Origin of the sequence: Tamlana carrageenivorans (assembly GCF_002893765.1) — a bacterium.
GTDB lineage: Bacteria > Bacteroidota > Bacteroidia > Flavobacteriales > Flavobacteriaceae > Pseudotamlana > Pseudotamlana carrageenivorans.
In genome coordinates, this window is the sequence record NZ_CP025938.1 from 733,102 (window position 1) to 748,538 (window position 15,437).

Genomic DNA, 15,437 nt, shown 5'->3' on the forward strand with positions numbered 1-15,437 from the left:
CATTTTGCTTCCAAATTTAAATATTTACACGCATTAAAAGAGGAGACCTCGTAACAAAGTGACCTCAACTAATTATCGAAATAAAAGCAATAGCTGATAAAATGGAAACCAAAACAAGAAACCCTCTTCAAATGACAGTTTAATTTCGCAACTAAAAATAATTCTAGTTTAAAAGAAGTACAGATAAACAAAATTAAACTTTAACAAACTCATTTTATATACCTTAAAACAGAATTAATATTAATAATCATTTTTTAACAGTATTAATATACACATGTTCTAGTCAAATAATTATATTTAGACTTTAATTAATAATTTTTTATGAAAAACTTAAGAAAATTTGGAGTTCTGATGATGCTCTCCCTTTTAGCGTCATCTGTTACAGCTCAAAAAAAACCAAACATTTTAGTACTTTGGGGCGACGATATTGGACAATCCAATATTAGTGCCTATTCCTTAGGAATTACGGGTTACCAAACCCCAAACATTGATCGTATTGCCAAGGAAGGTACGATGTTTACCGATTACTATGCCGAGCAAAGTTGTACAGCTGGCCGTTCATCTTTTATTTTAGGACAGAGTGTATTTCGTACGGGCTTAAGTAAAGTTGGTATGCCAGGCGCCAAAGAAGGTATTAGTGAAAAAGACCCTACTATTGCAGAGCTATTAAAACCACTCGGATACATTAGTGGGCAATTTGGTAAAAACCACTTAGGTGACCGTGATGAGCACTTACCTACAAACCATGGTTTTGATGAATTTTACGGTAACTTATACCACTTAAATGCTGAAGAAGAACCAGAATTAAGAGATTATCCAGACCCAGCGAAATACCCTGATTTCAGAAAGAAATTTGGACCTCGTGGTGTTATTCACTCTACTGCCGATGGTAAAGTTGAAGATACGGGACCATTAACTAAAAAGCGTATGGAAACTATTGATGACGAATCATCAAAAGCTGCCATGGACTGGATTAGAAAACAACACAAAGCAGGAAAACAATGGTTTTGCTGGTGGAATGGTACACGTATGCACTTTAGAACACACGTAAAACCTGAACATAAAGGTATTTCTGGACAGAATGAATACGGCGATGGTATGGTTGAGCACGATATGCACATTGGTTTATTCTTAGATTTATTAGATGAATTAGGCATTGCTGACAACACCATTGTGATGTATTCTACCGATAACGGACCACACAAAAATACATGGCCAGATGCTGGTATCAATCCTTTTAGAGGAGAAAAGAATACCAACTGGGAAGGTGGATGGAGAGTACCAGCTATGATAAGATGGCCGGGTCAAATCCCTGCAGGAAAAATTGCTAATGATATCTTTTCTGGTATGGACTGGATGCCTACTTTCTTAGCTGCTGCTGGAGATGATAAAATAAAAAACAAACTATTAAAAGGTCATTCTGCTAACGGTAAAACCTTTAAAGTACACTTAGATGGTTACAACATGTTACCTTACTTAAAAGGTGAGGAGAAAAAAGGAAGACGTGAAGAAATATTTTATTTCTCTGATGATGGTGACTTAACAGCCTTACGTTATAATGATTGGAAATTAATTTTCATGGAGCAAAGAAGTCCAGGAACATTACAAGTTTGGGCTGAACCTTTTATCGAATTACGTTTACCAATGATTTACAACTTAAGAAGAGACCCTTATGAGTTTGCAAGCATTACATCGAACACCTATTACGATTGGTTACTAGATCACGCATTTTTACTTGTACCGGCACAAGCTTATGTTGCTAAATTCTTGGGAACCTTTAAGGATTATCCCCCTAGAGCAAAAGCCGCTAGTTTTAGTTTAGACAAAGTGATGGACAAACTAGCCACTCCAACAAATAATTAATATCAAGGATATGAAGAGGTCGTCTAAAAACAAATTAGGCGACCTTTTATTTTTTGACCATTTAGTTTTTAATCAGGATTTTCTTTTTTACGTATTAACTCGAGCGTATTTAAAAACAGTCAATGTGATTTTATATAGCTAAACTCACTTTTTTAAGGTTATGAGCCATTGCTATAAGTCCTATTTCAGTATTTACTTTATCAAGTCCTCTTAACATAAACCTTTTGAAGTTCATATTGTGTTTTATGTTACCAAAAACAGCTTCAACATCCCAGAAACGCTGTTTTCTATGAGCAACGCCTTCTGGGCTTAATAATTTTTGTTTGGCCTTTGCTTTAAGTCTAACCAATTTGTGATTCCTCTCTACAATACGGTTGTATTTTGATTGATGACAGAGGCTTCTGAGCTGGCATCCGCAGCAATTCTTAGCCTGATATCTATCGATTTTTTGTTCATATCCTGTAGCCGTTTGTCTTATGTAGCTACCAATATTTTCCATAGGCTGTCCCATAGGACAGTAATACGTATCTGTGTGATGGTTATAAAAAAGTTTATCTGCTGCAAATGGTTTTTTAATCTTACCGCGTTTCTCATCTAACTGTCCTTTATGGAAGTAATTGTATTTTACAAAAGCTTCGATATTCTGGTCTTCCAGATAGGTGTAATTTTCATCGCTCCCGTAACCGGCGTCTGCTGTTAAGGTCTGTGGAGCTTTGCCATATCCCTCAATAAAATCTTCTGTATGTTCTATAAGTGTGGTGGTATTTGCTGTAGTTTGTGCAATGGTGTAGTTGGCAATAAATTGATTGTTGGTAGATGCCTGCAAATTATATCCTGGTTTGAGCTGTCGATTTAGCATATGGTCTTCTTTCATTCTCATAAAAGTAGCATCAGGATCTGTCTTACTCATAGAGTTGCGACTACCCATTTGCTGCTGGTAGGTTTTATTTTTTGCTATATTCCCAGGCCAGTGCTTTTTGGCATAGTTAAGCTTTTGCTTCACTTTTTTATCAACTTCTTTTCCTTGAAGTGCTTGATTGATTTTATCTATGGTTTGAGAGACTTGCTCAGGATTTATCGCTTTAAAATTATCTGGCTCGTTAGACTTTTGTTCTTCTTCAGCATATACAGTTTCTACATAGCGCCATAATTCTTTGAGTTGTTTTTCAATACGTGAGCGTGAGGTTTTAATGCTTTTGCCTCATACAAAAGTATAGCGATTAGCATTGGCTCCTATTTTGGTGCCATCAACATAAATATCTTTTAAACATTAGTGTCCGATAAAAGATTTAAAAAGCGGGATTTCCAAGATAGGATTTCCCGCTTATTTTGTATCTTGAAGTTATCACACATCCAAGATATGAATAAAAGTAAAAACTTTAGCGGACAACCCATAATCAAACAGGTATTAAATTTCATTTTGCCCAAAGATGTTCATCGGACAGCCAAAAAGCACAACAGCGATCGCTATACCAAAAAGTTTACCACCTATGAGCATTTGGCCACTATGGTATTTACCGTGATCAGTGGCTGTAGCTCACTTCGTGAGGTTTCCAGTATTATGCTTGCCTGCGAGGGAAAGATCAACCATCTAGGACTCACGGACTTTCCGAAACGCAGTACCTTGTCAGATGCTAACAGGAGAAGAAGCTCTGAAGTATTTGCCGATATTTATCATTTACTCTACAAACGTTACCATCGCTTTTTATCGGACAGCAGACCCTTAGAACCTGCAGTGAAGAACCTTAAAATCGTTGATTCCTCGACCATCCCCCTATTTAGTGACATTCTTAAAGGTGTAGGAAGGAACCCGCTCAACGGCAAAAAGAAAGGAAGTATCAAGATGCATACTATGATAAACGCCATGGAAGACGTTCCTTGTCTGATTAAGTTTTCAAGCGCGGCCACGCACGACCACACCTTTTTAAAAGACCTGGAACTCAAGAAGGGCTCTTATGTGGTTTTTGACAAAGGGTATGTGGATTATGAGCAATACCAAAAATGGACACTGGAAGATGTTTACTTTGTGACTCGGCAAAAGGACAATGCTCGCTATACAAGCCTTGAAGAGTTTGATATCTCCAATAAAGTGGACGATGCTGTCTTAAAGGACGAAAAAATAGGGCTTACGGACAAAAACGGCAATGCTTTTTCCCTGAGGAGAATCGCTTTTTGGCACGAAAAGCACCAAAAAGTTTATGAGTTCATCACTAATAATTATGATCTTGATGCAGACAAAATAGCCGACATCTATAAAAATAGGTGGCAGATTGAGACGATGTTCAAGCGGCTTAAACAGAACTTTCCGCTAAAGTATTTTTTGGGAGACAATCAAAATGCCATCGAAATACAAATCTGGGTCAGTTTGATAATCCAGCTCATTATGCTTGTGATCCAAAGAAAAGCCCAAAGAAACTGGGCTTATTCCAATATGATGTCCGTCATACGATACCATTTGATGACATATATCGATTTGTTCAAATTCCTGAAAAACCCAGAAGCTAATTGGGAAGAGATTACAACCAAAAACATTGGGCAATTAAGCCTTTTTGACCCATAAGGAGGTTCTGTTTTCAAAATAAAGAGTGCGATCAATAAAAAAGGCCAACACCAAAGCTTTTTTAGCTAATTCTGTTTTTTATCGGACAACAATATCTTTTAAACTCAAGTAACCTTCCTTAGCAAGGAGAATAACAACTTGATTAAATATCTTTTTTAAAATTTCCTTTAAGTTTTCCTGAACGAAAATTACTGATGGTATTATGATCTGGTTGGATACAACCACTAAGCCACATAAAATGAACGTTTTCTCCCAAAGCTTGTTCTATTTTGCGAGAAGAATATAAATTACGAAGATAGGCGTAGATTAAAATTTCAAGTAAATCTCTTGGGTGATAGCTAGAAGTACCACCTCCTTTATAGGTGTTTTCTATAGACCGAATGTCTATCTGATTTAAAATGCTATTTACAATACGCACGGGGTGATGTTCTGGAACAAAATCATCATAACTCGGAGGAAGAAGACTCAATTGTGTCTGACTATTAGTCTTCCATACAATGTTGCCTTTCATAACTTTAAGACACGAAAAACGATACTTTTGATAAAATCTAAAACAATAAAAAAGAGGCTGCCTTTTTAGACAACCTCTTTTTTATTTATAAAGACTATAAAGCTATTACAGCTCTAACAATCCGTTTGTTTTTGCTACACCTTCAGCACTAGCTTTCATGTGTGCTTTTTCAGCATCACTTAAAGGAATATCAACTATTTTTTCGATACCGTCTTTTCCTAATACTACTGGTACACCGATACAGATATCATTTAAACCATATTCGCCTTCAAGGAAAGTAGAACAAGGGAAAATCTTTTTAGTATCACAAGCAATAGCTTGTACCATTCCTGATACAGCTGCTCCTGGTGCGTACCATGCAGAAGTACCTAATAACTTCGTTAATGTTGCTCCACCAACTTTAGTATCTTCAGCTACTTGTGCTAAACGCTCTTCACTTAAGAATTCAGAAACTTTAATACTGTTTCTTGTTGCGTGACTTGTTAATGGCACCATACCTGTGTCACTATGTCCACCAACTACCATACCATCTACATCACTAATAGGCGCACCTAAAGCTTCTGCTAAACGATATTTAAAACGAGCAGAATCTAAAGCACCACCCATACCAATAATTCTATTTTTTGGCATTCCTGTAGCTTTATGAGCTAAATAAGTCATGGTATCCATTGGATTACTAACCACAATAAGAATCATATTTGGAGAATGCTCTAGTAAGCTTGATGATACATTTTTAACGATACCCGCATTAATACCGATAAGCTCTTCACGAGTCATACCTGGTTTACGTGGAATCCCTGAAGTAATCACACAAATATCACTATTTGCTGTTTGGCTATAATCGTTAGTTACACCAGTTATTTTAGTATCAAAACCATTTAAAGATGCACATTGCATTAAATCCATTGCTTTTCCTTCAGCAAAACCTTCTTTAATATCAAGAATTACGACTTCTGAAGCGAAATTTTTAATAGCAATATACTCAGCACAACTAGCACCTACTGCTCCTGCTCCTACTACAGTTACTTTCATTTTTTTTATTATTTATTATTAGTATTTAATTTGTTTTTAAGCTCGAAATACAACTCATAATAGTTCAAACCGTGCTAATTTACGAATTATAACAGTCTTAATAAAGAAGTAACAGGCAATTCCATTCTTTTTTGAGAGTCCCTAAAAAAATTATGTTAAAAATTTAGAAATTATCTTTGAAGCTATCAAAAAGCTGATTAAACCCAAATGTTTTCATCAAACTGTTTTGAATCTAAAAATAGTATGGCAAAAAATAACCCCAACACAAAAGTGATGGGGCTACAAATTCATGACTAAACACAAGGCTTAGTTATTTAATAGGTTTTATTTACGCATCAATATTAGCATAAATAGCATTTTTCTCAATAAAATCTCGACGTGGCGGTACCTCATCACCCATAAGCATAGAGAAAACTCTATCGGCTTCCGTACCGTTATCTATTTGCACTAAACGCATGGTTCTAAATTCAGGATTCATAGTCGTATCCCAAAGTTGTTCAGCATTCATCTCACCCAGACCTTTATAACGTTGGATTTTTGAACCATCGCCAAACTCGGCAATAATAGCATCACGTTCTTTATCCGACCATGCATACTGCTTTTTAGCACCTTTTTTAACCAAATATAATGGTGGTGTTGCAATGTAAATATGTCCGTTTTCAATTAGCTCCTTCATATATCTAAAGAAGAAAGTTAAGATTAAAGTTGCAATGTGACTACCATCAATATCGGCATCACACATAATAACGACTTTATGGTAACGTAATTTTGAAAGGTTTAGAGCCTTACTATCCTCCTCAGTTCCTATGGTTACACCAAGCGCCGTGAAAATATTTTTAATCTCTTCGTTTTCAAAAACTTTGTGTGTCATCGCCTTTTCAACATTAAGAATCTTACCTCTTAATGGTAAAATCGCTTGAAAAGCTCTGTCTCTACCTTGTTTGGCTGTTCCACCCGCCGAATCTCCCTCTACAAGGAATACTTCGCATTTTGATGGATCTTGCTCAGAGCAATCAGACAGTTTTCCTGGTAATCCGCCAATACTCATAACGGTTTTACGCTGTACCATTTCACGAGCCTTTTGGGCTGCATGACGTGCTTGAGCGGCTAAAATAACCTTCTGTACAATAATTTTAGCATCGTCTGGGTGTTCTTCTAAATAATCGGTTAACATTTCAGAAACAGCCTGACTTACAGACGCTGAAACCTCACGGTTACCCAATTTGGTTTTAGTTTGCCCCTCAAATTGAGGTTCTTGCACTTTCACCGAAATAATAGCTGTAAGACCTTCACGGAAATCATCACCAGCAATATCAAATTTCAACTTGTCTAACATACCTGATTCATCGGCATATTTTTTAAGCGTATGTGTTAAACCACGACGGAAACCAGATAAGTGGGTTCCTCCCTCGTGTGTATTGATATTGTTTACGTAAGAGTGTAAATTTTCAGAATACGAGGTGTTATAAAGCATCGCTACCTCAACAGGAATACCATTTTTCTCACCTTCAAAAGCAATAACATCTTTCATTAAAGGCTCTCTTGTGGCATCTAAAAACTGTACAAATTCGGTTAATCCATTTTCAGAATGAAAGGTTTCGCCTTCAAACTCACCATCTTCCTTTACAGCACGCCTATCAATTAAATGAATGGTAATCCCTTTATTTAAATAAGCTAATTCACGTAAACGACTAGCTAGTGTATCGTAGCTATACTCTAAAGTTTGTGTAAAAATAGAAGCGTCTGGCTTAAAAGTCACGATGGTTCCACGTTTGTCTGTTTCCCCTACCTTTTTCACAGGATAAAGCGCCTTACCACGCTCATATTCTTGCTCCCAAATTTCGCCATTTCTATAAACGGTAGCTTTCAAATGATCTGATAAGGCATTCACACAACTCACACCAACACCGTGCAAACCACCTGAAACTTTATACGAATCTTTATCAAATTTTCCACCGGCTCCAATTTTGGTCATTACCACCTCAAGGGCAGAAACGCCTTCTTTTTTATGTAAATCTACTGGAATACCACGACCATCATCTTCCGTAGTTATCGAGTTGTCTTCATTTATAATAACCGTAATATTATTACAGTGTCCTGCTAAAGCTTCATCAATCGAGTTATCTACAACCTCATACACGAGATGATGCAGTCCGCGCACGCCAACATCACCAATATACATGGATGGACGCATACGTACGTGCTCCATACCTTCTAAGGCCTGAATACTATCAGCAGAATAATTATGCTTGTTAAATTCTTCTTTTCCTTCGCTCATAATCTATAATTCTAAATTAATGTTAGGTTTTAATTATTTCTAATCGAGTTTGATTCTAAAACCGAAAAACTCCACCCATTCTAAACCAATAACCAGTCTACAAACAGGATTTATTTTACATAAAAAAAGATGCCCCTAAGCATCCTTTTGAATACAAACAAATATACAGCTTTATGCCCTTAAATTAAAGCATTTTATCGAGTTACTTATTAAATTATCAACATTTGTTAATTAGCCAAAAACCCCTTAAATCACCTAAAAACCATCTTAAAACAAAAATAAGCTGTAATTTTTTTATTCAAAAAATAAAAAATTGAAAAACCTGCTAAAAACCCTTTAAATCGTTTGGTGTTTTTATTTGTCATGAGAAAAACCACCGCGAATTTCAGTCAATTTACTCCGAATAATACATTTTTTTAGAAATATGATGAAAATCACAAAACGACCTCCGTAATAATTTTAATTTTGCATCAAATTGAATCCAGAATTCATAACCATGACAAAATTAATTAACCTATTTTTAGTACCCTTTCTTTTATTTTTTTCTCTTTTTTCTTTCGGACAAGACAGCATCACTTCGCATAAGGATGCAAAAAAAGAAGCCGCTTTCAAACCAACATTCAATTGGAATATTAGCGCACAAATTTGGTTACGCCATTCAAATTTAAATGACGGTTCTTTGGTTAACAGCGAACCAACTTCAAGGTTTACCGATGTTTCTATTCGCAGAATTAGAATTCCGGTTTCATCACAAATAACGCCAAAAATTTATGCTGCGGCTATGTTTGGCGGTAATAATTACAATTTAAAAACTATAGACAACCCTATTGAAATTTTAGACTTTTATGTAGAATATGCCTTTTCAAAATATCTTGAAATCGGTATTGGAAAATCGGGATGGCAAGGCTTAAGTCGCTGGGACATACGTTCGGCATCAACATTAATGGGGTTAGACACGCCGTTATTCACTTTAAATACCGTTGAAAAAAATGACGATTTAGGCCGTCAGTATGGCCTGTGGTTTAAAGGGCAAGCTAATCATTTGGATTACAGATTAAGCATCATGCAGCCCAGCACCATAAGCACTGCGCCAACAGGAAAAGTGGACTTCGCCAACAACAAACCGCGATGGAAAACTTCGGCATACGTAAAATATCAATTTTTCGAAAACGAATCTAACAAATCGGCTTACCAAATTGGAACATATTTAGCCAATAAAAAGGTGTTTAACATCGGTACGGGATTCCAATTTCAAGAAAAGGCATTTAGCGATATCGATGCCAACAATCCCGCAGCAACCTTATACGACATGAAGCACTGGGCTATCGATACATTTTTAAATTTACCTCTAGCCAATCAAAATGGCATTACAGCTTATTTAGGATTCTACGATTTTAATTTTGGAAAAGATTACATCCGAAATGTAGGCGCCAATAACCCTACCAATGGTGTAGAAAACGGCGGTTTTAACGGTGCAGGCGTAGCTTTTCCTATGATTGGAACAGGCACCACCTGGTTTACACAATTAGGGTACACTTTTAAACAAACAAACCTTTTTAACCACCAAACAGTTATTCAGCCAAATATCGCCATTCAACATGCCCATTGGGATGCCTTAGCCGACCACATGACCGTTTACGATTTTACGGTAAACTTTCTGGTAAATGGGTCTCATAGCAACAAAATTAGTTTAGGCTATCAATACCGACCAATTTTTGACAGTGCAACATTAACCAATACCAACTATAAGGGCATGACCGTTTTACAATACCAAATTGCCCTAAAATAGGAGCTTCATGTAAAACTTCTTGACTTTGAAATCACAATTTTAAGAGCCTTTTAATGACTTAAAACAGCAGCTCACCTATTATTATCCCAATCTGAAAGCAAAAAACGCATAATACACACTTCATTGTTATTAATATTTCAATGATTATAACACTTTACTCCCTTTTTTCAATTATCCTAGCATAATTTCAACTTTGCTTCTAGGATTACAAAAACTACCTAAAATCTTTTGTAATTTTACCCGCTTAAAAGTTTCACTTTAAAATACATAAAAAAGACATGAGTAAAATTATGACAGTCGACGTTTTGTCGAGTATTAAAGGAGCGCAGCCTTCCGAGACTGTGAACAAATTATTTGAAGTTATTAAAAATGCCAATCTTACAAATAATAATTCTTTTAATAATAATCATAATAATAGCGTGTCTTTAAACGAATTGAGAGATGATATTGTAATACCTAGTTCAGATCTAGAAAAACAAATCATTATTGAAAACTTTCCTAAAGAAAAAAACGGTTATTTAGTCGTTTCTAAAGTCATCGAAGAATAGTTATGGACTCTCAGATACACAAAATTCACCAACAATTGGTGAATCAAGACATTACATGTACAGCGCTTGTGCAAAGTAAATTAGACGCATTAAAACCTAATACCAACCATACTGTAAACGCTTTACTAGAAGAAAAAGCTCTAGAATTAGCAGCTAAAGTGGATGCCAAAATAGCCAACGGCGAAACCATTGGATTGCTGGAAGGGATTCCTTTTGGTATTAAAGACGTTTACATGGTTCAAGGCACGCTAACCACAGCGAGTTCCGAATTACTTAAAAATTACAAATCGGCTTATACGGCAACTGCCATTCAAAAATTATTGGATGCTGGCGCCATTCCGTTGGTTAAAGAAAACTGCGATAGTTTTGGCCACGGTTCCTCTAGCGAAAACACCATTTTTGGCGCGGTTAAAAATGCCATAAACCCCGATTTAGTGGGAGGTGGTTCTAGTGGAGGTTCGGCCGTAAACGTTGCAAAAGACTATACTGTTTTTTCAATTGGTGGCGATACCGGAGGTTCTATTCGTCAGCCAGCAGGTTACAACAACGTGTATGGATTAAAACCCACTTACGGACGCGTTTCGCGTTACGGTCTCATGGCTTATGCCTCGTCGACCGACTGTGTTGGGCCTATCGCAAAATCGATTGAAGATATTCGCATCGTTTTAAATGTGATGAGTGGTAAAGATGTTAAGGACCAAACGACTTACGCTTCCGCGGAAATCACTCCAGAGGCGATAAAATCTTCCGATACCATTAAAACTGTCGGGTACTTCAAAAATTTTATTGAAAGCGACGCAATTGATTCTGAAATAAAAGCTGATTTTTTAGCGGCTATCGAAAAAATAAAAGCCAAAGGCATTGCCGTGAAAGCTTTAGATTTCTTTGAATCGAATACTTTAGTTTCAACTTACTATACTTTAGCTATGGCTGAAACCGCTTCTAACCTTTCACGTTTAGACGGTACCAATTACGGCAATCGTATTGAAGCCGAAAACCTAAAAGAAACCTACGCGGTAACCCGTTCTGAGAATTTTTCGGAAGAAACAAAACGCCGAATCGTGGGAGGAAATCAGGTATTGTCTCAAGGATTTTCAGATGAAATTTATTTAAAAGGACTAAACCTTCGTGATCAAATTTCAGAAAATTTCGAAAAGGATTTCAATGAAGTGGATATCATCCTTTCACCGGTTACGCCAAGTACGCCTCCTAAAATTGGCGATAGCTTAAAAGATCCTTTAGCCATGTACTTATCTGATGCCTATACTGTTGGGTTTAGCTTAGGACAATTACCTACTCTAACCGTACCACAAGGCACCGCAACTGGTTTACAAATTACGGCTGCAAAAAATAATGACGAACTCGTTTTGAAGTTTGCTAACTTCTTAAAAGACACCATATAATGAAATATACATTGATAAAATCCTCTACCCAACCGAGCATGCGCATTTGTATATTACATCTGACCTCTAAAAAAATATAACGAACAGATGAAACTGGAACAATTAAACGACTTGCTTAAAAAGCACGAATTAGAGTTAGTAATCGGTCTGGAAACCCACGTTCGATTAAACACCAAAACCAAACTATTTTGTTCTTGCGCCAATAGCGAAATAGAACAACCTAATCAAAATATATGTTCGGTATGTACTGGGCAAATGGGTGTTTTACCTGCCATTAATAAAGAAGCCGTTACTAAGGCCATTTACTTTGGAAAAGCAGTAAAATCGACCTTTTCTAACGAAGTTATTTCTTGGGATAGAAAACACTACGAGTACCCAGACAACCCGAAAAACATACAAATAACACAGTTTCACAATCCTGTGATTCCAGACGGACAAGTATCTTGTTTCCGTAATGACGGATCGCAGTTTACAGTAAATTTAACTCAGGTACACATAGAAGAAGATGCCGCGAAATTGATGCACGAGAAAAAAATCTCGCTAGTCGATTTCAACAAAGCCGGTGTACCTTTAATTGAAATTGTAACCGAACCTTGCATTCGAAATATTGAAGATGCTTCAACTTATGCACAGTACATTCAGCGTATCGTTCAAAATTTAGGCATTTCGGAAGCCAACCTTGAAAAAGGCGAATTTAAATCGGATGTTTCGGTATCACTTCGTAAAAAACACACTTACGAATTAAATCCGCGTACCGAAATTAAAAACTTGAACTCGTTTAAGTTTATGGTCGATGCTTTAAAAGAGGAAGTAGAAAAACAACTGAATTACTACATCGAACACAAAGAATTTCGACCAGATCAAACCACAGTTTTATGGGATGCCGAATTGAAGCAAACCAAAACCATGCGTAAAAAGGAGTTTGAAGCCGATTACCGTTTTATTTCGGAGCCCGATTTACCTTTTGTAAGCATTAAAGAGGTGGTAGAATCGATTGATATTGATTTAAGCACCTTGCCTTATGCCGTAGAATCCATTTTAATTAAAGGTGGCGTTTTACCACAAGACGCTAAGTTTTTCACAGCCGATTCGTTGCGTTCCGAAACTTTTGTGGCTATTAATAACGTGATTAAAGATCCGTCGTTTGTAGCTAAAACTTTAGTGAATAATATTGGTGCCGATGAGTATGCCGATATTCACCGTATTGAACATTTAATTGAAATCTTTCAGCTTTTTAAAGACGAAAAAATCACTTCTGTTTTAGTTCAGAATGCGATTACCGCCTATTTAAAAGACCGAAAGTTTGATTACAATAAATATTTTGAAGAGCATACCATTTCCGAATCTCAAATAGAGGAAGCGATTGCTAAAGTCATTTCAGAAAATGAAGCCATTGCCAACGATATTAAATCGGGGAACCAAGGCAAAGCAGGTATTCTTGTTGGAAAAGTCATTGCGATTATAGGAAAAGGCGCTTCAGGAAAAGTGATTCGTGAAGGGATTTTGAGCGCGGTTGCGGGGAGTAATGACGGAAGTGCTAAGACGGATGACGGAAACACGCATCAGCCAGCAACCAACAACCAGCAACCAACAGCCAAAAAGGAAGAAGAAGTTCTGCCGCAAATTCCAATCGTAATTAAGGACACCTACAGAACACACTTAATTTCTGACATTTCAGAAGAAAGCATTTCAGAAAAAGTAACACTTTCTGGTTGGGTTTCTAGTGTTCGTGATCATGGGGAATTAATATTTATCGATTTACGTGATTCTAGTACTCAAATTTTTCAAGTACGCTTAAGTCGTGAGTCATTCCCGAATTTAGATGAATTGGTAAAACTTAAACCTGAGTCGGTCATTACCGTTTCGGGAACCATTCTTCAACGTAAAGAAGACGATTATAACGCTGCTTTACGCACCGGAAAAATCGAATTAGAAGCGAACGATTTAGAAATATTAAACCTTTCTAAAACGCTGCCTTTCGAAATAAAAAGAGCCACTAAAACGAATGAAAATGTTCGTTTTCAGTATAAATATTTAGACCATAGAAATGACGATGTGCGTCGTGTTATTGTGAATCGCCATAAGGTGATTAAAATGATGCGCGATATTTTAGACGATCAAGATTTCTTAGAAATTGAAACGCCTATTTTAAGTGCCGGAACCGATGAAGGGGCGCGTGAATTTATCGTACCAACCCGTAAGCAAGCCGGTTCGTTTTACACGCTACCGCAAGCACCACAACAATTCAAGCAAATGTTGATGGTTTCAGGCTACGAAAAGTATTTTCAAATAGCACGTTGTTTTAGAGATGAAGATTCTCGTGGCGATCGCCAGCCAGAATTCACGCAATTGGATATTGAAATGGCTTATGCCAGCATGCAACAAATCATCGATTTAAACACGAATATGTTTAATGCGATTGTTGAAAAAATATATGGTAAAAAATGGATTTTACATCCGTTTGAAGTGCTTACCTACCAAGAAGCCATGGATTATTACGGTTGCGACCGTCCAGATTTACGTTTCGGATTGAAATTACAGGACATCACCGAGATTGTAAAAGACACGACATTCCAAGTCTTTAGCAAACCGATTGAGGAAGGTGGTATTGTAAAATGTATTAAAGTGTCTGCCGAAGAGCAAGGCAACAAGCGTTTATCTAAAGGGCAAATTGAAAAATTAACAGGTATTGCCCAACAGCATGGTTTAGGTGGTTTGGCCTATATTATTGTAAATGAAAACGATTTACAATCGCCAATCATTAAATTCTTAGGTGAAGATATAGCTGCAGGCATTATAAAAACCACCGGAGCACAGGTTGGAGACATTGTATTCTTCTCTGCTGCCGATTATGCAACTGCAAACAAAGCTTTAGATGCCGTACGTCAAGAACTAGGAAGCATGTTACGTTTAATCAATCCTAAGGAATTAAGACCTGCTTGGGTTATTGATTTCCCAATGTTTGAGAAAACCGACGAGGGCCGTTGGACTTTTACCCATAACCCATTCTCGATGCCAGCGATTTACGATTTAGACAAGCACATGAATGGTAAAGAGGAAGAAATAGGTAGCATTATCGCCCAACAATACGATTTAATCTTAAACGGTTACGAAATTGGCGGTGGTTCTGTGCGTGCCCACAAACCTGAAATTCTTGAAGCCACCTACAAAAACATGGGCTACAATAAAGAAGAAATGCTAAAAAGTGTTGGTACCATGTATAAAGCCTTCCATTATGGCGCGCCACCACACGGCGGCATCGCTTGGGGTGTAGACCGTTTAATGATGATTTTAGAGAAAAAAGCATCCATTAGAGAGGTTATGGCTTTCCCAAAAACAGGAACCAGCGAAGATTTATTATTCGGAGCGCCTTCTATTCTATCTGATAAAAAAGTTGAAGAAATGAATGTGCGTGTGATGAAGAAATAATTTTTTTTATAACACAAATACAAG

9 protein-coding genes and 1 pseudogene are annotated in these 15,437 nt (G+C 36.9%); 6 read left to right on the forward strand and 4 right to left on the reverse strand.

Going from position 1 to position 15,437, the window contains the following annotated elements:
* The first annotated feature begins 321 nt into the window (after window positions 1-321).
* Complete coding sequence (locus tag C1A40_RS03450) at window positions 322-1,863, forward strand: arylsulfatase (protein WP_102994687.1); 1,542 nt, start codon at window positions 322-324, stop codon at window positions 1,861-1,863.
* Window positions 1,864-1,993: 130 nt separating this feature from the next.
* Here C1A40_RS03450 and C1A40_RS03455 read toward each other — a convergent pair.
* A pseudogene (locus tag C1A40_RS03455) lies at window positions 1,994-2,785 on the reverse strand (transposase); the annotation flags it as partial.
* Window positions 2,786-3,223: 438 nt separating this feature from the next.
* Between C1A40_RS03455 and C1A40_RS03460 the strand changes: the two are divergent.
* Window positions 3,224-4,423 (forward strand): IS4 family transposase, encoded by a 1,200-nt coding sequence (locus C1A40_RS03460; RefSeq protein WP_102994689.1) that lies wholly within the window; start codon window positions 3,224-3,226, stop codon window positions 4,421-4,423.
* A 142-nt stretch (window positions 4,424-4,565) separates the two neighbouring features.
* On the opposite strand, the gene C1A40_RS03465 is transcribed toward C1A40_RS03460, so the two are convergent.
* The 3 genes from C1A40_RS03465 to gyrB form a co-directional block, all read right to left on the reverse strand.
* Window positions 4,566-4,934, reverse strand: a complete 369-nt coding sequence (locus tag C1A40_RS03465; protein ID WP_102994690.1) for a transposase — start codon at window positions 4,932-4,934, stop codon at window positions 4,566-4,568.
* Window positions 4,935-5,039: 105 nt separating this feature from the next.
* On the reverse strand, window positions 5,040-5,966 hold the full coding sequence (gene mdh / locus C1A40_RS03470) for a malate dehydrogenase (RefSeq protein ID WP_102994691.1): 927 nt from the start codon (window positions 5,964-5,966) through the stop codon (window positions 5,040-5,042).
* Window positions 5,967-6,294: 328 nt separating this feature from the next.
* Window positions 6,295-8,244 carry a DNA topoisomerase (ATP-hydrolyzing) subunit B gene (gene gyrB / locus C1A40_RS03475; protein WP_102994692.1) on the reverse strand — a complete coding sequence of 650 codons (1,950 nt, stop codon included), beginning with the start codon at window positions 8,242-8,244 and terminating at the stop codon, window positions 6,295-6,297.
* Between the two features lie 496 nt (window positions 8,245-8,740).
* On the opposite strand from gyrB, the gene C1A40_RS03480 reads away from it, so the two are divergent.
* The 4 genes from C1A40_RS03480 (at window position 8,741) to gatB/aspS (ending at window position 15,413) form a co-directional block, all read left to right on the forward strand.
* Window positions 8,741-10,033, forward strand: a complete 1,293-nt coding sequence (locus C1A40_RS03480; protein WP_102994693.1) for a porin — start codon at window positions 8,741-8,743, stop codon at window positions 10,031-10,033.
* A 278-nt stretch (window positions 10,034-10,311) separates the two neighbouring features.
* Window positions 10,312-10,581 (forward strand): Asp-tRNA(Asn)/Glu-tRNA(Gln) amidotransferase subunit GatC, encoded by a 270-nt coding sequence (locus C1A40_RS03485; RefSeq protein WP_199287738.1) that lies wholly within the window; start codon window positions 10,312-10,314, stop codon window positions 10,579-10,581.
* Between the two features lie 2 nt (window positions 10,582-10,583).
* The gene (locus tag C1A40_RS03490) at window positions 10,584-11,984 is read left to right on the forward strand and encodes an amidase family protein (RefSeq protein ID WP_102994695.1); all 1,401 of its coding nucleotides are present in this window, start codon (window positions 10,584-10,586) and stop codon (window positions 11,982-11,984) included.
* Window positions 11,985-12,071: 87 nt separating this feature from the next.
* On the forward strand, window positions 12,072-15,413 hold the full coding sequence (gatB/aspS, locus tag C1A40_RS03495; protein ID WP_102994696.1) for a bifunctional amidotransferase subunit GatB/aspartate--tRNA ligase AspS: 3,342 nt from the start codon (window positions 12,072-12,074) through the stop codon (window positions 15,411-15,413).
* Window positions 15,414-15,437 lie beyond the last annotated feature (24 nt).

What these genes read in the sequence shown, in the direction of transcription:
- C1A40_RS03480 (WP_102994693.1), top strand. Translation starts at nt 8,741, where the DNA reads ATGACAAAATTAATTAACCTATTTTTAGTACCCTTTCTTTTATTTTTT.
- C1A40_RS03465 (WP_102994690.1), bottom strand. Translation starts at nt 4,934, where the DNA reads ATGAAAGGCAACATTGTATGGAAGACTAATAGTCAGACACAATTGAGT.
- gyrB (WP_102994692.1), bottom strand. Translation starts at nt 8,244, where the DNA reads ATGAGCGAAGGAAAAGAAGAATTTAACAAGCATAATTATTCTGCTGAT.
- C1A40_RS03485 (WP_199287738.1), top strand. Translation starts at nt 10,312, where the DNA reads ATGAGTAAAATTATGACAGTCGACGTTTTGTCGAGTATTAAAGGAGCG.
- gatB/aspS (WP_102994696.1), top strand. Translation starts at nt 12,072, where the DNA reads ATGAAACTGGAACAATTAAACGACTTGCTTAAAAAGCACGAATTAGAG.
- C1A40_RS03490 (WP_102994695.1), top strand. Translation starts at nt 10,584, where the DNA reads ATGGACTCTCAGATACACAAAATTCACCAACAATTGGTGAATCAAGAC.
- mdh (WP_102994691.1), bottom strand. Translation starts at nt 5,966, where the DNA reads ATGAAAGTAACTGTAGTAGGAGCAGGAGCAGTAGGTGCTAGTTGTGCT.
- C1A40_RS03460 (WP_102994689.1), top strand. Translation starts at nt 3,224, where the DNA reads ATGAATAAAAGTAAAAACTTTAGCGGACAACCCATAATCAAACAGGTA.
- C1A40_RS03450 (WP_102994687.1), top strand. Translation starts at nt 322, where the DNA reads ATGAAAAACTTAAGAAAATTTGGAGTTCTGATGATGCTCTCCCTTTTA.